Origin of the sequence: Domibacillus indicus, assembly GCF_023715895.1 — a bacterium.
GTDB classification, from domain to species: domain Bacteria; phylum Bacillota; class Bacilli; order Bacillales; family Domibacillaceae; genus Domibacillus; species Domibacillus indicus_A.
The window spans coordinates 1-20337 of sequence record NZ_JAMBOO010000028.1 but is presented as its reverse complement, the minus strand read 5'-3'; the positions used below and the strand labels follow the sequence as shown (position 1 = coordinate 20337).

Below are 20337 nucleotides of genomic sequence, written 5' to 3'. Positions count from 1 at the left end.
ACTTATATTAGTAATCTTTGTCAATAAAAGTTACAGAAAATTTAGAAAATATTTTATGTTTTTTAGAAATCATAGATTTCCTTTTAGACAACACTCATTTTTATTTTCATACAATCAAGAAATCAGAATTCCTTCCTCTGCCGCATATTAAACTTCACTTTGCTCCATTTCCTTTAATACTTCCTGTGCTGTCCTGAAGCTGTCAATAGCCGCTGGTACACCACAGTAAATGGCACATTGCAAAAAGACCTCTTGGATTTCTTCAATAGTTAAACCATTAGTAATTGCTCCACGTATATGCAGTTTAAGTTCATGCGGACGATTTAATGCTGTTATCATTGCAAGGTTGATCATACTGCGACTCTTCCTTGACAGCCCCGGTCTTGTCCAGATCTCACCCCAACAGTACTCGGTTACTAATTCCTGTAAAGGCCGGTTGAAGTCTGTAGCATTATTAATAGAATGATCAACATAGTCAGCGCCCAGAACGGCCCTGCGAACCTCGAGCCCCTCATCAAATTTTTTTGAGTGCATTCTTTAAGCTCCTTATCATATATTTTGTATGATTTCAATATAATTTAAATATTTTGTTTGTACTAAGTTATGTTTATTTTTAGCAGCAGCCCACATGAACTGAAGCCAACTAGGATTTACTATTCAAATTATCCAAGTTTTCTACAATAGCTGTTTCTTGATTTTCACTAATATACTTAGAGTTATTTAACTTCCGTTTCATTGGGAAGTAATACAAAACTGCAGGGACAACCAATCCAACTAACCAAGCAATATCCGCCCCTTCTAAAGCTCTGGCTATAGGTCCTACGTAGAAAGAGGTGTTTATAAAAGGAATTTCTGCAATGACTGATACAAGAAATGCAATAGTTGTGATCCAATTGATTTTTCCGTATTGGCCATTTATGTCAAAAATATCTTTTACATTGTATTGACCATGGCGCAGCAGATAATAATCAACAAGATTAATAGAAGTCCATGGAATTAAGAAATAACTAATAAAAAAGATGAAATTTAAGAAAAACGCAAGAAAATTACTTTGTCCTAACAAGCATAGTATAGTGCCCATTACGGTGACACCAAAAATCATTCCCACGCGCACCCTTGGTGTAACCTTCAATTTAACGAAAGGTTCTATCGTTGTAATTGTTGACATAAATGCACCATACAAATTAAATACATTAATTGAAAGCTGTCCGAAAATGATAATGAGATACATTACAATGGCAAAGCTTCCAAACAACTGTCCCAAATTGCTCCCTGAATGATCAAGAAAGTTTGGAATCGCAACAGTTAACGTTGAACCTAAAACCATCATCCAAATAGTTCCGACTACTGTACCCGCATAACTGTACCAAAATGTTTGAGCCGTCGAGGTTGTAACCGGAAGATAGCGGGAATAATCTGCAACATATGGGGCATAGGCTAATTGCCACGTAGCTACAATACTAACCGCTAATAAAAATACAGGCCAATCTACGCTCCCAGCTGACCAAATGCCCGATGGAAGTGGCAACTGGAAAATAATAATCGTCGCCACAAGATAAATGACAAGTGATGACCAAGAAAGTATTTTTTGCATTTTGTGAATTAAGTCATGTCCAAAAATAGTTACTACAAAACAAAGAATATTTAAAATTAAAATGCTCCATGTTTGATCAATAGATACTAAACTGCTTAAGGTTTGAGCCGCAAGCAAACCGCTACTAGCAAAAAAACCCAAATAAACAAACATAACAAGAAACAACGGGAAAATAGCGCCAATAACTCCAAACTGCGCTCTGCTCTGAATCATTTGTGGTATTCCTAGCTTAGGTCCTTGAGCAGAATGGGAAGCCATAAAAATGGCGCCTAATAAGGTACCAACAATGATGGCTGCAAAGCTCCAAAATAAGTTAAGCCCTAAACTGATCGGCAATGCCCCTGTTACAAGGGTTGTAATATGCATGTTTGCTCCAAACCAAATTGGAAATAAATCTTTAGCTTTTCCATGCCTTTCTTCCGCTGGGATATACTCAATAGTACGCGTTTCAACTTTCACTGAATTTCCCCCTTTAAGTGAATTTGTAATTAGAAGTATTTCGGTGGACAGGTGTATAAGGCTATATGAAATAGTTTGCTAAGTTTTTATAAACTTTTTTACTCACCAATTATTTCAAACTAAACGCTCCCTATTAATCGGCAATGTGACAGTAAATACAAACAAAATATTACGAAATATCAGAAAACTTTTAACCTAGTTATTTTTCTTTGATCCGTAATTGTTACATTGTATGACTTACTTAATGCAAGAGGAACACTGCCGTATCTTAAAAGGGATGCTGTTCCTGTTTAGCTACCTGCCTTTTCAGCATAATAACCTGCACCTTAATGAAACAACTACTTCAACACTGTGCTGGATTAGACATATTCTAGTGAAAGATGAGTTTTGATACTTACGGATAACAGTTTAAACTTTAGGTCCTTAAGGTGTATGACAGCTTTTCATACTTGTTAATGAACATGTTTTATGTGAATAACACATTCAATCATAACTACCCTCCAAGTTGCTTTTTGATAATTTTCCTCAATGTCCTTTTTATTTCATTAAGTGAAATAGAAATGGAGACATCATTTTCGGCCAAGCTAATTACTGTTAAACTTCTTGTTTCAATACTTTTCATTGATCTCTCATTAAAAATTCGTTGCCCTGAAATTAGTGCCCCTTGTATAAACACCTGTGTTATTAAAACAACCTATTTCGATCATCACCTCACATCTTATTTGTTGCATGTACTATGTACCATGCAAGATTTAAAGCAATTTTATCTGTAAGCGCATACATATGTCAATAATTTCTTAAAAAATTAAATCGCAAATTTTTTAATTTCTTGCAGAAAGAGATCAGACTCCGCAACTTTTTCATTGTAAAATTCATTTATACATGCTTCTTGCTGCTTAAATAATATGTCAGAACAACTTCTTATCCCCACTTTTACCATGTACCATGTAAGTTGACTGAAAATTGATGACCTTATTTCTTTTTATTGATTTTAATCGCCAAATCTATTATATCTTGTTCTCAATACATAAAGCGATTCATCCTGGAAATTAAACGTCAACTATTAGGATTTTATTCTAAAGATATGCTTATTTTATAATCCTCCCCTCTTTTAAATCGCTAAAGGACTTATCTTTAAAGCATCAAATCTGTTTCTTTTCGATTTGCCTACCCATAGAGTAGTCAGATTTTTAATATTTTTATTGTAAAAAACGAAACAAAGTTTAAATTTTCAGAAAACTTGTTACATTATCTTACAAACAAATTGTTTTTACCTCATAATCCTCTTCATAATGTTACTATTCCTGACAAATTAAAAGTAAAGGGGTAAACGTTATGAAAGAAACCATCTACTTTCCTTTTCAGCCTGAAATTCAAATGACCACAACCGGCTATCGAGAATTGATGCCAGCTGATTACTCTAAAAGTAAAAATATTGCGCTTTTTTATCAATTTGAAACGACAAAAGGACAAAAAACGTCCCTTTCACTTATCCCGGATGGATGCTTTGATATCATTTTTTGCTGTGATGCCAAGACTCCTTCAGCTTTTCTTTGGACAAGCCCGGTCTCGAGGCTGAAACAACCGGAATTTGTAGATGGCTGCGACTACTTCGGGGTTCGTTTTTTTCCAGAACAAAATCTGCTGAAGCTGCGCTACCCGATGAAAGAGCTTTTAAATCAGCTTATTCCGCTAGCGGATGTTTTACTCTTTGAGCCATGTCTTATTGAACAAATCAGCTTAGCAGCATCATTTGGCGAACGAATCAAGCTGTTTAAACAATTCATACATAAAAGTGCAGAGATGTCGGGCAATGGGCTTGAGCTCATCGATTATTCAATTAAAAAAATTTACCTATCTGGAGGAATGCTGAATATCAAGCAATTATCTGCGGAAATCGGATATTCGGAGCAGTATATCCGCCGGAAATTCGAAGAGTATATCGGTTTTTCACCAAAACAGTTTTGTAAAGTCGTCCAGTTTCAAAATTCTTTGAGCTGCATTTTAAAAATGGATCATGTAGATGTGCATGACGTCATACATGAAAATGGCTACTATGACCAGCCGCATTTCATAAAAGATTTTAAAAAACTAATGAACGTTACCCCAAAGCAGTATAAAGAAACACTCGCCATGTACTCCAATCTTGCTTAACAGAAAGCACAATTGTTATTTTTTAATGGATAAGATCCGTTTCAGTTTCACGATGCAGCTAAATAAAAACAGCCTCTCATCTGTACAAAAAATAAATGAGGGGCTCTCTTTTCATTTTCGAAATGATGAAACAGTTTGTGCTGTATGAGCTTAAAAAACTTGCCGGATGTTTTGGATCCATCCTAATTCTGATGAAATTTCTTCTGCTGCTTTTTTTATACTCTTGATATTCGTTCCTTTTGTATCCTCTGCAAAAGCTTCTTCCCAAACCATCATACTTACAGAAGCTACAACCTCATTTTCCCAATTAAAAATAGGAGCTGATATGCAGGCTGTTTTTGGCTGAATCTCATTAAATGACACAGCCCAGCCCTCTTTTTGAATGATCGTTAACTCATCCTCCAGTTCTTTTAATTTGTTACTTTCTTGCGTTACAGAGAGCATTTCAAACATTTTCAGCTGCCTCTGTTTTTTCATAAAAGCTAACATCACTTTGTTAAAAGCCCCTTCAAACAGAAAAAATCGAGTTCCTGTCAGTTCTTTCGATTTGGGCGTGCCTGGACTTATATATTCAATGAGCACTCCTTCTTCTCCCTCTGGGACAGTAAGAAAAACCGGATTCTTTGTTTTCCTCACTAACTCCTGCACTATATCAACAGATTGCTTTCGAACAGACAAATTGTTTTTTCCAGCCAGGCCTAATTGTAAAATCAGCAGCCCCATCCGGAATTTTCTCGTTTCAGGACTTCTATATACTAAACCCTGTTCTTCTAAAGAGGAAAGAAGCCGATGCACAGTTTGAACGGGAATGCCTAAATCCCTGCTTAATTCTGTGGCACTCCATTCTTCTCTTTCTTCCGTTGGCTTCATAGCGTGCAGCAATAAAACAGACTTTCTTATCACTTCAGACACTTTGTTCTCCCCTTTCCAAAGCCTGTATTAAACCAGCTTGGCAGCAAGCTGACTTTTCATAAATGGGTTTCTTTTAAATAAAGGAACATACAATTTTTATCATCATAATGCCTGCTTATTAAACTTTTATTGTAAGAAACGAACCTTTCTTTAAACATAATTTTCATACAAAAAATAACACGTAAGATTATATAACAAATTTTTCTGATTTTTCTCACTATTCGGGATACCAATCTAGGTTTCATCTTGTATCTATGTGATTATAGAAATCGAAATACATATAAAGTTGATTGAGTTACACCAAAAGTGACGTCAATTGATTTTATAAAAAATAATTTATGAGGTGAAGAAAATGAGTGAAAACACAATGATCCAAACAGCGTACACTTTTTTAAGTCAAAAGCCAGGTGTTCAGTTAATTAAAGCCGGAACATATAAAAAGAAAGAATTAAATGACGCATTAAATATACCTGCATTAAAAAGTCAAATTATTGATGTTCCTATTACAGACAAGGAAAATGCTGTGCAATTGGGCTATTTCTCCATGCAGCCATCCGAGGAATTTGAATTTACTTATACGTACCTGGAAATCAAAGTCGTGATTAAAGGAAAAATTATTGTAAGGGATGATCAGGGTACCAGATATGTAGCCGAAGCTGGAGATGTATTAGTGTTTACTCCTGATACAACCGTTATATTTGATAAAGAAAGTGATGGAGAGGCCATTTACACAGGGCACCGCCTTCCAGAACCCATGTTTATGTAGGGGATAATTGATGAAAGGAAACTCAATTAAGATATTGTAATGACTTATCAAGCATTTTGGGGAAAGAACTTATTCTCTCCAGAATGCTTGATATCATTTGAAGAAAGGTAACTACGTTTATCAAACTTCTTCTCTTTATATTTTTCGAATAAAACATGAAAATAATAAGTTATTCCATTCATCAGATAGATGAACGCAATTCTAAACCTCTAACAATGTCCACCTTTAAATTGCCTTAAGTTATTTTATCTTCAATATTTATATACTTTTTTCCCTCTATTCTACCTGCCAAAATTCCCCTCTCTTTTAATGAAAAGAATTAAATTAAAAAAATTGAACAGCATAAAAAACGCCGAATCTCATGGATTGTTTCATCCAATAATACGGCGATGTTTTTAAATCTACAGTGTTGATTCCTGCCCTGCCTTCCCATTCTGTTCGACAAATCGGAAGCAATAAATTTTATTACTGCTACCATGTCTACGTTCAAATTGGTCAGCTGCCAATATGTTGCGACTAGCTCACCTCAATGGAGCAAACTGCTTCGTCTTTCATTAATTTGTTTAGAAATTGATCAATAGACGCAGTTAATCGAGCTGTAATCTCTTCTGAAATTATTCCTTGCTTTTGCTCATTCCAGATAACCTGTGTATTCTGAATAAAAATCCCTTTTTCAATCTGAGTTCCTCCAAGCACTGATAACAATGGTTTAAGATTGTATTCCAGCATTAAAAGATGAGCCATGGTCCCTCCGACAGCTACTGGTAAAAGAAGTTTGTTTTCCAGTCCTTTTTGCGGCAGCAAATCCAAATACGTCTTTAAGATCCCGCTGTATGAACCTTTATAAACAGGAGTTCCAACAATGACTGCATCTGATTCTGCCAGCAGAGCATTCACTGTTTGAATACTATCGCTTTCATAACGTGCATGTAGTAAATCTTCTGCTGGCAAACCACAAATTGAAACAAATTCCACCTGAACTTCACTTTGCTCTAGCTGGATCATCATATATTTTAAAGCCTCATTTAGTTTAGAGATCGTGGATGGACTTCCTGATAAAATTGTCACTTTTTTCATTCCAAACTAACTCCCCTAACATTCAGTAGTTTTAAAAAATAACACGTTCAAGTGTGTTGCATGCGAAAGGGCTATGAACGATTTTAGCTTTCCAGCATGGAAATATATTGTTGTGTAGCCTCACTTACTCGAGTAGTCTGAGTTAACATACAGAGAGCATCGGCTACCTTGATGCGCCTAAACGTTTCTTTGATGCGTCCATCCTTTTGAAGGGCCTGCCGGTTAAGCCATAGCTTCTCCTTTATTTCTTCCGTCAGCATGTTTGAACTTTCCAAAGAGGCCGATAATAACTTTTCTGCATTGCGACAACTAAAAAAAGCAACGTCTGGCTGTTCCACTCTTCCTGTATGAGAATACGCCAAGGCCGTGATGATCCGCTGCTCAGCACTGGCCAATGTCTCCCGTAAAAAAATAGCCGTTGACGAAGGGATATTATGAAGGGGCATCGGCCTATTTAGTTCGATCTTGGACACAGCAGGAAGGTCTTCAACGATTAAACGAGTAATTCCCCGGTCATTTACTGCTTCCAAGATTTGTTCTGGGTCGTCTTCTACAACTACTTCTTTATGAGGGGGCCATACATCCAGCCAGTAATGGTTTAAGTGCTGCGTTCCTATATGGAACATAAATATTTCGGGGTAAATTCTCAGCTGTTCTGGTCCATCCCCCAGCCTCTCCCGGTAAAATTCATAGAATCTTGTGACTGCAGCTAACAAGAGAGCACTTGCACCTACACTCCCGCCAGCTTGATGCAAAATAAATCCAATCCGGTCTTTCTCATTCAACCCAGGGAACAAGTCATCTATTGAAGCTCGCTGATCTTGAATTTCTACTGAAAAATCAGAGCAGGACAACATCGTCGTTGAATGCATCAGGACACTCCTTTCAAGTTTTAAATAAATATTGTTTGCTCCTGTACTTGATTTGAAATGGATTGATCATCAGCTATTTTTTTCAACCATCTAATTTGAATATGTTCTTCTTTTTTATTTTCAAGATAATGAAACAGCTTAACGGTTAATATATTTTTTTCATCACATTGGTCAATTTTTAAGCAAATGCCTTGTAATCGTTTATTGTCACTTTCAATCTCAATTCGATATACACCTGTTTCTGGAAGGATGTATTTTTTATTTGTTGAAATTTTATAGAGAAAGCTTTCTTCTCTCTCAATCATTTCTTGTTCGACCTTACCCATGACTTCATAATAATCACCAAGGTAGTTCGGAATTACATGAACACTGCCCGTTGAAATACAACGACGAATGAGGGTAGAACTGACTTTTAACCCGTTCCGTTCTTCTTTCGGTACAATAGATACATCAAATTTGCCACCTGAGGCTTCTTCCTTCATTTTTATCACATTTCCAGTTCCTTTGTAGCCATAGGTAAAGTCAAATCCTGCTACTACATGCTTACATTTTATTCCTACAATATATTGTTTAATAAATTCTTCAGGGGAAAGCCTGGAAAAAATCCGATCAAACTTCACCACAAATAATTTTTCTACACCCAGTTTTTCAAATTTCTTCTGTTTTACTGAAAGGGGTGATAAGTATTTAATAGGTTCTAAACCCTGTATCACTTCACTAGGATGAGGATAGAAAGTCATAACAGCCAATTTCAACCTTTTTTCTTTTGCTATTTTTCTTGCAGTTTGAGTTAAACGCTGATGGCCGGCATGCACTCCATCAAAGAAACCTAATGCCATAACAACAGGCTCGTCTGAAACATACTGTGGAGCATCTGTGTGACAAAGATAGATCGTTTCCACCTTTGGCCGCCCCTTTCCTGGCATTTTTAGTTACGCCTTCATTCGCTTATTTGGAATGAAGGCGTCTATTGTACCCATTGAACATGGACTCTAAAGCTTAAGAGTTTTCCATTTGAATTCGCCCAGGCGGAACCTCTTCTTCTTTCAGATACGCTGACTCGTCATGAATACTTAAATCAAGTCCAATAATTTCATCTTCTTCACTTACACGCAATGGAACAAACAAACGTATCACCTGTAACACTACATACGTTCCAATAACAGCAAGCAGAACTGTAACCCCTACTCCAATAGCCTGGCTCACCAACTGTTCAGGGTTGCCGTACAACAAGCCATTGTTTCCGGCTTCATTTACTTCTTTTGTAGCAAAAATTCCGGTAGCCATAGCGCCCCAAATCCCACAAATTCCATGGATTCCAAAAGCATCTAACGTATCGTCATATTTAAACCGTGTTTTGATAAAGCGAATAGCGTAATATCCAATTGGGCCTGACAGCAGACCAATAAAAGCAGCGGACAAAACCGTCACATAACCCGCAGCTGGAGTTATAGCCACTAGTCCTGCAATCGCTCCAGTCATCGTTCCTACTAGTGTCGGACGTTTTCTGATTGTCCACTCAATTACAAGCCAGCCGATCCCTCCTGCACATGCCGCAATGTGTGTATTCATAAAAGCGAGAGAAGCTAATCCGCCAGCTGCCAAGGCACTGCCGCCATTAAAAGCCAGCCAGCCAAACCAAAGAGTAGCTGCCCCAATTAAAAAATACACAATGTTGTGCGGTGATTCTTCATTTTTTAAACGTCTCGGTCCAATCATGAGAGCAGCCACTAGGGCACTCACACCTGCCAGAATGTGAACAACTGTTCCCCCGGCAAAATCAAGCTCCCCTATTTTTGAAAGCCAGCCTCCTCCCCATGCCCAGTGCGCCATTGGAGCATAGACTGCAGTAGGCCATAGAATACAAAAAAGAATCCAAGCAGGAAAAGAAATGCGGCCTGCAATTCCCCCGGAAACAATAGCTACAGTAATGGCTGCAAAGCAAGTTTGAAAAACAGCATAAAGATAATGCGGAATGGTTAAAGTCCCAAATGCAGCTTCTTCACCTACATTTTTAAACCCTAGATAATCCATACCGCCAATAAGGCCGCCAATATCAGTACCAAAAGTAAGACTGTAGCCCCATAATACCCAAACGATACTTACAACAAGAAGACTGGAAAAGCTGTACATCATTGTAGAAAGAACGTTTCTATTACTCATCAGCCCGCCATAAAAAAGGGCCAGCCCGGGAATAAGCATAAAGACAACGATAGCATTCGCAGACAAAATCCAAGCAGTATCTCCTGTATCGATTGCAGAAGTTTCCGCGGCAAATGAATTCAAGGGAAAACCTATCAAACATCCAATTACTGCTAAAAACAAAGCGATACTATTCATTGTTCTGCTCATTGAAATCCTCCTCCGGTATGATGAGAAAAGGATAAAGATTATTTTGGATTGACCAATACTTTTAGCCAATCCAAAATGGTTTCTTTTCCATCTCAATTCTTTCTAATGCTTTTTTATTAACTGTTTACAAATTTCTACTGCCACATTATCTCAAGCCAGCCCTTCGCTTATTCAAACCACGGAACTTCAACCAAGGTGCGGCCAACCCATTCTCGCAGGATTTCATTGGTTGGGCCCATTAGTGCTCCAGCCCGGCCATCACGAAGGTACTTTTCTACCTGTCCTGTCAGATAGCCCCTGCCACCCGATACCTGTAATGCTTGATTTGTTACTTGAATAACAATATCCGCTGCATGTGTTTTCAGTTCCCATAAAGGGTAAAGGCAGCTTGATAAAGCAAGCCCTTTTTCGCTGCATTCATCCATTCCCTGAGCTGTGCGGTACAGCATGTTTCTAGCGCTGTCAATTAAGATCTGTGCTTTTGCTAATTCATGACGAATAACCTGGTAACCTGAAACAGACTTTCCAGTATCCTGATGAACTTTTTTCTTTGCACCGTCAATAGCCGCGTTCAGCGCTCCCTGCGCAATTCCAATCCAGCAGGCACTGGTTCCTAACAAAAATAATGGGTCAATGACATTATCATTATAGGAATTCATGCCGCCTTCACTGCCGAGGCGGTTTTCAGCAGGAACAAACACATCGGTAAACTTCATAGGACCGCTTGAATTGCCGCGCAATCCCATTGCAGAAAACGGGAAGCTTTCAACACCCTCCTGGTTTTTTTCTACAAGTAAAAACATAAGTTTATCTGTTTCAATACTGTCAGGATAGTTTGTACAGACGACATACCAGTCTGCCTCGCCGCCGCTTGTCACAAAAGACTTGCTGGCGTTTAAAAGATAGCCCTCGCCGCTTCTGGGAGCTGAACTTACCACATTCCAGAAATGGCTGCCCGTTGCTGGCTCACTAAAGGCAAGCGCACCAACCTCTCCGCTTAATACACCTGGTATAAAACGCTGGCGCTGTTCAGGTGAGCCTGCTGAATACAGCGTCTGCACGGCTGCTGTATGCATGACCCAGCACATTGTGGAAGACGAACAGTAATGAGCAAAACTTTCTGCCAATACAGCAAAGCCCATATATCCTGCTCCGATGCCTCCTTCTTGCGCAGGGATCGTAACGGCTCCATAGCCGGCTTGTGCAATGGCTTTAAGGCTTTCACGCGGATACCGGCTTTCCTGATCAGAAAGAGAAGTACGTGGAAGCAGTTCTGCTTTTCCAATTTCATGAGCCTTTTTTTGTAATTCCTCATATCCTGGTGGACATTTCCACCAGCTTGGGATTTGCATAACTCCTTCATCTAAGACCGCTTGATTAATTGTCATGATTGCTTCACTCTCCTCTATTCTTTAAATGAGAACAGGCGCTATTAACTCTCAGCTTCTTTCCTAGCCTTAATCCAGCAAGTAATTACTTTTACATAAATACAGGTTCAGGCAAACGGTGAGCTGTGTAAATGGCGTCTCCGTCACTTTCTTTATCAAATACAACGGTTGTTTCTGGCGAAAAAATTAAAACATCGCCGGCTTCAGCTACAAATTTAGTTCCCTGATCATCCCGAACAACAATTTTTCCCCGTATAACCGTTTTAAGCTCCAAATACGTATAAGTAAATTCAAATTCTTCTGAAGGTTGCATTGAAAAGTAACCCATTGACAGTGCTCGCTTATTCGTACAGACCGGAACATCAATAATTTGACTTTTTAACGCTGGAATTCCAAGGAGGCTGTTTAATTCTTTTTTTTGATACGTACCAGCTTTTAAAAGCTGTACACCTGGTTTTTCGTTTAAATAGTTAAACTCTGTTTTGGTCAATGTTTCTTTACTCATGTTCCTCACCTCAGCGTAGTTTTTTAACCCACAGTTTCCTAAACGTTTAATTCTGAATATTCAATCTGTTTTAAAGGAGGAAATGGGGTTGAATACATCTTTACATAACGAATGTTCTATTAAAATATGGTTTTCCTAACTAATGAGAGAAAATGATATTTGTTGTAAACATTCCTTACAAATAACTATGTTCGTCTGAAAACTGTTTTTGCCGCATTTTATGAATACTGACAGGCCTTTTTTATTTCGGCAGCCTGTTTCAGTACAATTGATCTCCCCTTTTCTCTTTTTTTATGAAAAAGCAACATGGTATTGGCTATAGCCTGACGACTCCCTTCCTTTTACTTAATATGAAAACAGACATTAGTAATGAGCAGCTGTTTTTAGAGAATAAAAACGAAAGAGCCACCTTAAAAGATGGCTCTTTTGCTTTTTATTAAAAATCAATAACAGTCAGTATAACTTTTAAATAGAAAAAACTTTATGTTCTTTTGCTCTCCATCCTAAATTTCTCGAAGCTTCCTCTGCAGCATCTTGAACATACTGTATAATCATATAAATTTCTTGTTCGTCCAACCTAGATGATGGACTGATCACGCTTATAGACGCAGCAACATCATTATCCCAGGAAAAAATAGGTGCAGCGATCTCTGCATTTCCTTCTTTTATTTCTTCAAAACATATAGAGACACCGCATTTTGCTATGATGTTTAAGTTTTTTTCAAATCGGTTTAAGTCACTGATTTCTCCTTTTTTATAAAGGTTCTGTATGATTTTTTGACGCTTTTCTCTGCTTTCATGGGCTAACATTACTTTATTGGCAGCCCCCAGGCTTAAAGGATTTCTTACGCCAATATACTCATCAAGCGCTGTGAAGCCTGGCTGAACACAGTCAATAAAAACTCCTTCATTACCTTCAGGAAGTGTTAAATATACCTTTTCCTTTGTCTGGCTCATTAATTTTTCCATAACCGAAATTGCACTATTTCTAATCGATGAATTTTCTTTGATGGCCATTCCTAACTTTAACAGGGAGAGACCTAATCTGAATTTTTTTGTCTCCGGGTTTTTCGCGACAAAACCATACTCTTCTAAAGAGGAAAGCAATCGATGCACAGTTTGAACACTCATATTAAGCCTGCAGCCCAATTCGGTGGCGCTCCATTCTTCCTTCTCCATATAATCCGCGGAACGAAGCACATGAAGCAGCATAGCAGATTTTCGAATTACTTCCGACAAATGAGTCCCTCCTGTTCAAAGCCCCCTAAGCTCATGTACTTTGGCAAATCATCCGATTATAAATCTATCAAATATCTATTATTTTCAAATATAAAACATCCTTTTTTGCTGGAAAAAATATTTTCTTACTCAATGCCTGTAAACCAGGATAGGATCTTACACTTTTACTTTTTCTACCGCATGGCCGCCGAATTCATTACGAAGAGCTGCTACTACCTTTCCTGTGAAGGTGTCATGGCTTAAAGATCGGTAGCGCATGAGTAAAGACATGGTAATGACAGGTGCAGCGGCTTGCAAATCAAGCGCTTCTTCCACCGTCCATTTTCCTTCGCCCGAGGAATGCATAACGCCTTTTATTTCATCCAAATGGGCATCTTTTGAAAAGGCATTTTCGGTTAATTCCATCAGCCAGGAACGAATAACAGACCCATGGTTCCATACACTAGCAACCTTTTCATAGTCATAATCGAATTCGCTTTTTTCAAGGATTTCAAATCCTTCTCCAATCGCTGCCATCATGCCATACTCAATACCGTTGTGAATCATTTTTAAATAGTGGCCGCTGCCTGCTTTTCCTGCGTATAAAAAGCCTTTCTCAACGGCTGTATCCCTGAAAATAGGTTCTATTATTTTCCATGCCTCCAGATCTCCTCCTGCCATATAACAGGCTCCATGACGAGCTCCTTCCGTACCGCCGGAAGTCCCGACGTCCATAAAATAAATGCCCTTTGTTTTCAAATCATCGTAGCGGCGAATCGATTCTTTATAATGGGAATTGCCCGCTTCGATCACAATATCCCCTTTACTTAGCAGCGGCGTCAGTTCGCCAAGAACAGAATCTACTGCTGAATGTGGAACCATGAGCCAGAGGATCCGGGGCTGGGGCAGAAATGCTACAAGTTCCTGCAAACTGGAAAACGCATCAGCCCCGTACTTTCTCATTTCATCGGTGGCATCCGGATTAAGATCAAATGCTGCGACTTCATAATCATGATCAATAAGATTTTGACCAAGATTTATCCCCATTTTTCCTAAACCAACTAAACCTACTCTCATATTCATATCTCCTCTTTTTTACCGAATTCTTTATTACCAATTAGCTTTTTCCGGCTGCCACCAATGAAAACCGTCTGTTTCTAGCAGCTCTTCTGAAGCATCTGGACCCATCGAACCGGCTGGATAAGTGTACAAAGGAACCCTATTCTCTTTAAATGCTTCCAATATAGGCTGAACCCACTTCCAGGAAAGTTCGACTTCCTGCCAATGGGCAAAAAATGTGGAGTTGCCCCCAATCGCATCAAATAGTAGCAGCTCATACGCTTCCGGCAGATTTTCATTGCCCGATGAAAGATCAATAGAAACAGGTTCAATCCGGTTTGTCAGCGGATTTTTCATATTTAAACGTAAGGAAACATTTTCACACGGATTGATTTCAATAGTTAAAAGATTAGGCGGCATTGTTTTCTTTTGGTCCGTGTCTGCTTTGGCTGGCTGATTTTTAAATTCAATCACAATTCTTGTTGATTTTTCTTTCATTCTTTTACCAGTTCGAATATAGAAAGGGACGCCTGCCCAAAAGTCATCATCAATCCATAAGCGGGCTGCAATAAAGGTATCGTTTTTCGATGAAGCATCGACGCCAGGCTCTTCGTTATAAGCCATCACTTTTTCACCAAGTATGCCTCCCGGTCCATATTGACCTCGGATTACATTAACTGCTACATCTTCCTTCTGCAGCGGCCGCAGAGCATGCATAATTTCTTTTTTCTTTTCGACCACTTCTTTTGCACTTACTTTTTCCGTTACATGCATGGCTGTCATCATCACAAGCTGCAATAGATGGTTTTGAACCATGTCTCTGATGGCACCTGCCTGATCATAATAGGCCGCTCTTTCTTCAACTCCGACCGTTTCGCTAGCCGTTATTTGAACGTTAGAAATATATTGATTATTCCATATCGCTTTCAAGATTGGGTTTGCAAATTCCAGTGATTCAAGACCTTGAACCATAGGCTTTCCGAGATAGTGATCAATTCGATAAATTTCTTCTTCTTTGAATGTCTGGCTTAATGTTTTGTTTAATGCTTGTGCAGAATCGGTATCGTGGCCAAAAGGCTTTTCTACAATGAGGCGTTTCCAGCCCTGAACAGCATCCAGTCCGCTTTCTTTAATATTTGAAGCAATATCATTATAGAATTCAGGCGATACAGACAAATAAAACAGCCGATTTTCCGGCAGATTCAATTCAGCTTCATACTTTTGAACGCTTTTAAGCAAAACAGCATAATCTTCTTTTTTCGTTCCATCAAGCTGTTGATAATGGCAGTAAAGAAGGAATTCGTTTAACTTAGCGTGATCCTGTACGGTTCTTCTCGAGAATGTTTTGACCGCTTTCTCTATATGAGCTTGAAAAGCCTGATCAGACCCTTCTTTTCTTCCTAAGCCAATAATCGAAAAAGTATTTGGCAGCTTATGATCTAAAAACAAATTGTACAATGCAGGGAAAATTTTTCTTTTGGCTAAATCCCCTGTTGCCCCAAACAAAACAAACGTCATTGGGCTCAACCTTGTTTCCTGAGTGGTTTCAAGAGCAGTTTGTTCGACTTGGAGACTAGCAGGCATTGTCATGGTTTTCATTCAATCCCCTCCTTGCATTTGATTCAATTGGTTTGTTCTTTCTACCCCCTTAGTATAGTGGCTCCATATCTCCGTTATAAGTACGCACTTTAAATTCATATAGTGTCCTAAAATATACTGCGGGGCTGCAACGAGTATCTTGAAGAAGCATTTATGATTAACGATCATTTATTTTTGTAAATTTTTTGCCACGACCTGCTTTAGAGTTATATAGTGAAAAGCATCGTTAGCCATTTACTTTAAGGAGGGCTTAAAATGGGACATACTTGCACAAAAGATTTTAATTGTGAAAAAGAACTCACGCTTCATGTGATCGGCGGAAAATGGAAGATGCTTATTTTATGGCATTTAGGCAAAGAAGGCACAAAACGATTTAACGAGCTGAAGGGATTAATGCCCGGTATCACCCAGCGCATGCTGGTGAATCAATTAAGAGAGTTAGAGTCCGACTATATTGTTCATCGCGAGGTCTATCCTGTAGTGCCGCCTAAAGTGGAATATTCTTTAACCGATAAAGGAGAAAGTTTAATGCCGATTCTTGAATCCATGTACAGCTGGGGCAGGGATTACAAAACATTTATCCAGAAAAAGCTGGAAGACCAAAATAAGCCAGCGTCTTCTTTGGACTAAGATACGATACAGTGCTTAAAACACACTTATCGACAATGACAGTATACATTTTGTGACTATCTGAATTTAAAGTGCGTACTTCCCTTATAAAAATTTTGTCTTTAGACTGAGCTTATACAAAATTTTAAATAAGGGAGAGAAACACATTATGAAATTACAATTGGCATTAGATCTTGTAAACATTCCGCAGGCGATCGAACTAATCAAAGAAGTACAGGAACACGTAGATGTTGTAGAGATTGGAACACCAGTTGTCATTAATGAAGGCCTTCGTGCAGTAAAAGAAGTTAAAAATGCCTTCCCCAATTTGACGGTGCTGGCCGACTTAAAAATTATGGACGCGGCAGGCTATGAAGTATCCCAGGCTGCAGCTTCGGGTGCGGATATCGTAACTATTTTGGGCGCTGCAGAAGATGCATCTATTAAAGGAGCTGTAGAAGAAGCCAAGAAACAAGGCAAGCAGATTTTGGTTGATATGATTGCGGTAAAAGATAAACAAGCACGGGCGCGTGAACTGGATGAAATGGGTGTTGACTATATTTGTGTTCACACGGGCTATGACCTGCAGGCGGTTGGCCAAAATTCATTTGAAGACCTGCGTACGATTAAAAGTGTTGTAAAAAATGCTAAAACAGCCATTGCCGGCGGGATTAAAATGGATACTCTGTCCGAAGTAATTGCTGCGCAGCCGGATTTGATTATCGTCGGCGGCGGGATTACAAGCCAGGAGGATAAAAAATCTGCAGCTGCTCAAATGCAAAACATGATTAAGGAAGCGGTTACTGTGTAATTATGCAGACAACTCAGTATACTGCAGAAATCTTAAATGAACTTCAGCGCACGGCTGCGTTAATGAATGGTGATCAAACAGAACAACTGGTCAATGGCATTCTGGAAGCCAAGAAAGTGCTTGTCGCTGGTGCTGGACGCTCTGGGTTTATGGCGAAATCGTTTGCCATGCGTATGATGCATATGGGGCTCGATCCATATGTAGTAGGGGAAACGGTCACACCGAACCTGGAGGACGGCGATATCTTTATTGTCGGCTCGGGCTCTGGTGAAACAAAAAGTCTTGTGGCGATGGCAGAAAAAGCAAAGTCCATTGGTGCAGTTGTAGCGGCCATTACCATCGCTCCAAATTCCACCATTGGCAGCCTTGCGGATGTTGTGGTAGAAATTCCGGCACAGACTAAATCAGGCGAAGACACCGGCAATAAATCGATTCAGCCGATGGGTTCCCTTTTTGAACAAAGCCTTTTGCTGACATATGATTCTGTTATCCTGCGGCTTATGGAGCGAAAAGGAATGAATTCAGAAACCATGTATGGCAGACATGCCAATCTTGAATAGAAATCAAAAATACCCGGCCTCAAGGCCGGGTATTTTTATCGAAAAAGCTTCAGCGAGCAACAGCCGCCGCCTATCGTTTGATTCGGATTGCTGAAGCAGTTTACAGAACATGTTTACTCTTCAAGAATGTCCTCATTTAGAAAGCGATTTCATTATTGTAGTCCATCTACAAGGCCGTATGCAGCTTCTGCCTTTCTTTCAGCTTGCTCCATCTCTTTTCTGATTTCCTTCGTTAAATAGCCTTCTTTAATTTTACTGGAGATTTCGATTAATTTTTCGATATCTGAAAACGAATACTTTCGGGTATTCGCTTTTGATTTTTGAGGCGAGATCAATTTTTGCTCTTCATAATAACGGATCTTTCTATAGGATAGGGCTGTTAATTCACTTACTACACCAATACTGATGGCTTTTATCTCTTTGTATGGTTCATTTTTAAACGACATAAGCTTCTTCCCCTTTACCCTAAGATTGTTGTGTTTGTTTAGTGAATAAAGCAATTCTTTCATCCGATGACCAGAAAAACGCTTTTTGGAACCTTGTCATTGATAATCTTATATTCACACAACTAACACATTTGCTAAATATTATTTTCTCATCTCACGAGATAAAATGGGATTTTGTGTTAAAATTTCTAACAAACAAATTTAATAAAATTTAAGTAAGGTCCAATTAAAAAAGAGACCGTCTGACTAGCACATCAAACGGTCTGTATACCAATTCCGATTTCTTACTTATTTCATTACACTGCCGCCCGATAGCAGAATTGATTCACCTGTTAAAGTCGGTGCAGCATCCGTCAGCAAAAAACCGATCGTATTTGCGACTTCAATGGGTGTCGTAATTCTTCCGGATGGAAGGCCTTTTAACACTTCTTCATATTTCTGTTCAAAGGTTTGTCCTTTTTCTTCTGCCCTTCTTTTAATAGCGCTGCGGCCCATTTTGGTATCCACATAGCCAGGACACACGGCATTCACCGTTATACGATGTGGTGCCGCTTCGACTGCAAGAGACTGCGTGAACCCGCGAAGTGCGAACTTGCTGGCTGCATAAGCACTGTTTCCCTGGGTGCCGCGAATACCGGACAAGGAAGATACATTGACGATTCGTCCAAATCCTTTTTCTTTCATCTTCGGGTAAACGAGCTTTGTCAGCATCATGGCTGATGTTACATTGACATGTAGCATGTTGGCGACAAATTCTTCCCCTAGTTCCTCGAGTACCTCTCCTCCCGCTACACCCGCACAATTGACCAAGCCCGAGACGAAACCAATTTCTTTCTCACATGATCTAATTAGATTTTCCCTCTCTTCCTGATTAGAGAGATCTGCTTTAACGAAGTGCACAGCCGTACCGTCAGACTTCAACTCATTTGCAAGCTGTTCAAGCTTTTCTTCATTTCTTCCTGTAAGTGAGATTTTAGCGCCCATCGAGGCTACTATTTTAGCTGTTTGGGAACCGATGTCACCAGATGCACCGGTTATTAATACATGCATGCCATCCAATGCTGTCTCTGAAAAAATAGCCATGATCCTGTCTCCTTTTCCACTATTAGTCTAAAGAAACTGTTCCCTCATTTGAGAAAAACATGCCCGATACAGCTATCTCAGAAAACGATTGATCCAGTTGACTGAACTGGTCGGTATTAGATGCATACAACAAACATATATGGTTTTATCTCAATATGTATTGACTAGCTATCTTACTCTAAAGAATAAACGAATAAAAAGAAACAACCTTAGTCAGCTAAGAGAAGTTTCTTTCTTTGTCTTTCACTTCATCGAATTGCATCTAATCCTTTACAAAAACGAATCACAATACAACCGCCACATTGAGAAATCCTGTCTACATACCTAATTCCATTTAAGCGTTCCTCATTTAGTCGATCTATTTCCTCAAGTGTAAGCAAGACTCTCGTGCCATTATTTCGGCCATGATGGTCTCCACATTGGCAGCAACATTTTGAGCACATGTCTCTATTCCCCCTCTCTATAAATATTGCATACTATTATTTATTCACAAGAAATGGAAATGGAAACGGCTAAAAACATAGTTTACAAGACAAAAAAGAGGACAGCTTCCGCTGTCCTCACTGTTTGCCTGGCGGCGTCCTGCTCTCACAGGGGGAAACCCCCAACTACCATCGGCGCTGAAGAGCTTAACGGCCGTGTTCGGGATGGGAACGGGGGTGACCTCTTCGCTATTGCCACCAGACTATATGGAACAAAATTGTTCCTTCAAAACTGGATAATCTCTGTAAAGTAACGGCATACCATGCCATGTTAATCTTGATTAAGTCCTCGATCGATTAGTATTCGTCAGCTCCATGCGTCGCCGCACTTCCACCTCGAACCTATCTACCTCGTCATCTTCAAGGGATCTTACTTACTTGCGTAATGGGA

Annotated in this window: 19 protein-coding genes and 2 rRNA genes; 5 read left to right on the top strand and 16 right to left on the bottom strand. The window is 39.2% G+C overall.

All coding sequences use genetic code 11. The annotated features are described in order from the left end of the window. Positions 1-147: 147 nt before the first annotated feature. Together pcaC and M3221_RS22090 are read right to left on the bottom strand one after the other, a co-directional pair. On the bottom strand, positions 148-534 hold the full coding sequence (pcaC, locus tag M3221_RS22095) for a 4-carboxymuconolactone decarboxylase (RefSeq protein WP_251273820.1): 387 nt from the start codon (positions 532-534) through the stop codon (positions 148-150). 109 nt (positions 535-643) lie between these two features. Continuing rightward, the gene (locus M3221_RS22090; RefSeq protein ID WP_251273819.1) at positions 644-2053 is read right to left on the bottom strand and encodes a purine-cytosine permease family protein; all 1410 of its coding nucleotides are present in this window, start codon (positions 2051-2053) and stop codon (positions 644-646) included. A 1335-nt stretch (positions 2054-3388) separates the two neighbouring features. On the opposite strand from M3221_RS22090, the gene M3221_RS22085 reads away from it, so the two are divergent. Next, on the top strand, positions 3389-4207 hold the full coding sequence (locus M3221_RS22085; protein WP_251273818.1) for a helix-turn-helix transcriptional regulator: 819 nt from the start codon (positions 3389-3391) through the stop codon (positions 4205-4207). Positions 4208-4357: 150 nt separating this feature from the next. On the opposite strand, the gene M3221_RS22080 is transcribed toward M3221_RS22085, so the two are convergent. Continuing rightward, positions 4358-5119: an IclR family transcriptional regulator gene (locus M3221_RS22080; protein WP_251273817.1), complete on the bottom strand. Its 762-nt coding sequence runs from the start codon at positions 5117-5119 to the stop codon at positions 4358-4360. A 334-nt stretch (positions 5120-5453) separates the two neighbouring features. On the opposite strand from M3221_RS22080, the gene M3221_RS22075 reads away from it, so the two are divergent. Continuing rightward, positions 5454-5885, top strand: a complete 432-nt coding sequence (locus tag M3221_RS22075; RefSeq protein WP_311316163.1) for a cupin domain-containing protein — start codon at positions 5454-5456, stop codon at positions 5883-5885. Positions 5886-6401: 516 nt separating this feature from the next. On the opposite strand, the gene ssuE is transcribed toward M3221_RS22075, so the two are convergent. The 9 genes from ssuE to zwf all read right to left on the bottom strand — a co-directional run bounded on the left by ssuE (position 6402) and on the right by zwf (position 15883). Next, a complete protein-coding gene (ssuE, locus tag M3221_RS22070; RefSeq protein WP_251273815.1) occupies positions 6402-6962 on the bottom strand; it encodes an NADPH-dependent FMN reductase in 561 nt (186 codons plus the stop codon). A gap of 83 nt (positions 6963-7045) precedes the next feature. After that, positions 7046-7834 (bottom strand): hypothetical protein, encoded by a 789-nt coding sequence (locus tag M3221_RS22065; RefSeq protein WP_251273814.1) that lies wholly within the window; start codon positions 7832-7834, stop codon positions 7046-7048. 20 nt (positions 7835-7854) lie between these two features. Beyond that, positions 7855-8736 (bottom strand): FAD synthetase family protein, encoded by an 882-nt coding sequence (locus M3221_RS22060; protein ID WP_251273813.1) that lies wholly within the window; start codon positions 8734-8736, stop codon positions 7855-7857. Positions 8737-8833: 97 nt separating this feature from the next. After that, on the bottom strand, positions 8834-10186 hold the full coding sequence (locus tag M3221_RS22055) for an ammonium transporter (protein ID WP_285881799.1): 1353 nt from the start codon (positions 10184-10186) through the stop codon (positions 8834-8836). 167 nt (positions 10187-10353) lie between these two features. Then, positions 10354-11574, bottom strand: a complete 1221-nt coding sequence (locus M3221_RS22050) for an acyl-CoA dehydrogenase family protein (protein ID WP_251273812.1) — start codon at positions 11572-11574, stop codon at positions 10354-10356. Positions 11575-11665: 91 nt separating this feature from the next. After that, positions 11666-12079: a cupin domain-containing protein gene (locus M3221_RS22045; RefSeq protein WP_251273811.1), complete on the bottom strand. Its 414-nt coding sequence runs from the start codon at positions 12077-12079 to the stop codon at positions 11666-11668. A gap of 465 nt (positions 12080-12544) precedes the next feature. Beyond that, complete coding sequence (locus tag M3221_RS22040; protein ID WP_251273810.1) at positions 12545-13318, bottom strand: IclR family transcriptional regulator; 774 nt, start codon at positions 13316-13318, stop codon at positions 12545-12547. Between the two features lie 156 nt (positions 13319-13474). After that, positions 13475-14374, bottom strand: coding sequence for a phosphogluconate dehydrogenase (NAD(+)-dependent, decarboxylating) (gene gnd, locus M3221_RS22035; protein WP_251273808.1), 900 nt, complete (start codon positions 14372-14374; stop codon positions 13475-13477). A gap of 33 nt (positions 14375-14407) precedes the next feature. Next, entirely contained in the window at positions 14408-15883 is a 1476-nt protein-coding gene (gene zwf, locus M3221_RS22030) for a glucose-6-phosphate dehydrogenase (RefSeq protein ID WP_251273866.1), read from the bottom strand. Positions 15884-16210: 327 nt separating this feature from the next. Between zwf and M3221_RS22025 the strand changes: the two genes are divergently transcribed. The 3 genes from M3221_RS22025 to hxlB all read left to right on the top strand — a co-directional run bounded on the left by M3221_RS22025 (position 16211) and on the right by hxlB (position 17935). Continuing rightward, the gene (locus M3221_RS22025; RefSeq protein WP_251273807.1) at positions 16211-16585 is read left to right on the top strand and encodes a winged helix-turn-helix transcriptional regulator; all 375 of its coding nucleotides are present in this window, start codon (positions 16211-16213) and stop codon (positions 16583-16585) included. 148 nt (positions 16586-16733) lie between these two features. Beyond that, a complete protein-coding gene (gene hxlA, locus M3221_RS22020) occupies positions 16734-17375 on the top strand; it encodes a 3-hexulose-6-phosphate synthase (RefSeq protein ID WP_251273806.1) in 642 nt (213 codons plus the stop codon). 2 nt (positions 17376-17377) lie between these two features. Continuing rightward, positions 17378-17935 carry a 6-phospho-3-hexuloisomerase gene (hxlB, locus tag M3221_RS22015; protein ID WP_251273805.1) on the top strand — a complete coding sequence of 186 codons (558 nt, stop codon included), beginning with the start codon at positions 17378-17380 and terminating at the stop codon, positions 17933-17935. 152 nt (positions 17936-18087) lie between these two features. On the opposite strand, the gene M3221_RS22010 is transcribed toward hxlB, so the two are convergent. The 4 genes from M3221_RS22010 to M3221_RS21995 all read right to left on the bottom strand — a co-directional run. Continuing rightward, entirely contained in the window at positions 18088-18381 is a 294-nt protein-coding gene (locus M3221_RS22010) for a MerR family transcriptional regulator (protein ID WP_251273804.1), read from the bottom strand. A 288-nt stretch (positions 18382-18669) separates the two neighbouring features. Further along, a complete protein-coding gene (locus M3221_RS22005; RefSeq protein ID WP_251273803.1) occupies positions 18670-19464 on the bottom strand; it encodes an SDR family NAD(P)-dependent oxidoreductase in 795 nt (264 codons plus the stop codon). Positions 19465-20033: 569 nt separating this feature from the next. Beyond that, a 5S ribosomal RNA gene (gene rrf / locus M3221_RS22000) occupies positions 20034-20149 on the bottom strand. Between the two features lie 74 nt (positions 20150-20223). Then, positions 20224-20337 (bottom strand): 23S ribosomal RNA (locus M3221_RS21995); the annotation flags it as partial.

Coding starts and splice junctions, on each gene's coding strand:
- M3221_RS22065 (WP_251273814.1), bottom strand. CDS start 7,834: ATGCATTCAACGACGATGTTGTCCTGCTCTGATTTTTCAGTAGAAATT.
- M3221_RS22025 (WP_251273807.1), top strand. CDS start 16,211: ATGGGACATACTTGCACAAAAGATTTTAATTGTGAAAAAGAACTCACG.
- gnd (WP_251273808.1), bottom strand. CDS start 14,374: ATGAGAGTAGGTTTAGTTGGTTTAGGAAAAATGGGGATAAATCTTGGT.
- M3221_RS22055 (WP_285881799.1), bottom strand. CDS start 10,186: ATGAGCAGAACAATGAATAGTATCGCTTTGTTTTTAGCAGTAATTGGA.
- hxlA (WP_251273806.1), top strand. CDS start 16,734: ATGAAATTACAATTGGCATTAGATCTTGTAAACATTCCGCAGGCGATC.
- M3221_RS22045 (WP_251273811.1), bottom strand. CDS start 12,079: ATGAGTAAAGAAACATTGACCAAAACAGAGTTTAACTATTTAAACGAA.
- M3221_RS22005 (WP_251273803.1), bottom strand. CDS start 19,464: ATGGCTATTTTTTCAGAGACAGCATTGGATGGCATGCATGTATTAATA.
- hxlB (WP_251273805.1), top strand. CDS start 17,378: ATGCAGACAACTCAGTATACTGCAGAAATCTTAAATGAACTTCAGCGC.
- M3221_RS22050 (WP_251273812.1), bottom strand. CDS start 11,574: ATGACAATTAATCAAGCGGTCTTAGATGAAGGAGTTATGCAAATCCCA.
- M3221_RS22085 (WP_251273818.1), top strand. CDS start 3,389: ATGAAAGAAACCATCTACTTTCCTTTTCAGCCTGAAATTCAAATGACC.
- M3221_RS22010 (WP_251273804.1), bottom strand. CDS start 18,381: ATGTCGTTTAAAAATGAACCATACAAAGAGATAAAAGCCATCAGTATT.
- ssuE (WP_251273815.1), bottom strand. CDS start 6,962: ATGAAAAAAGTGACAATTTTATCAGGAAGTCCATCCACGATCTCTAAA.
- pcaC (WP_251273820.1), bottom strand. CDS start 534: ATGCACTCAAAAAAATTTGATGAGGGGCTCGAGGTTCGCAGGGCCGTT.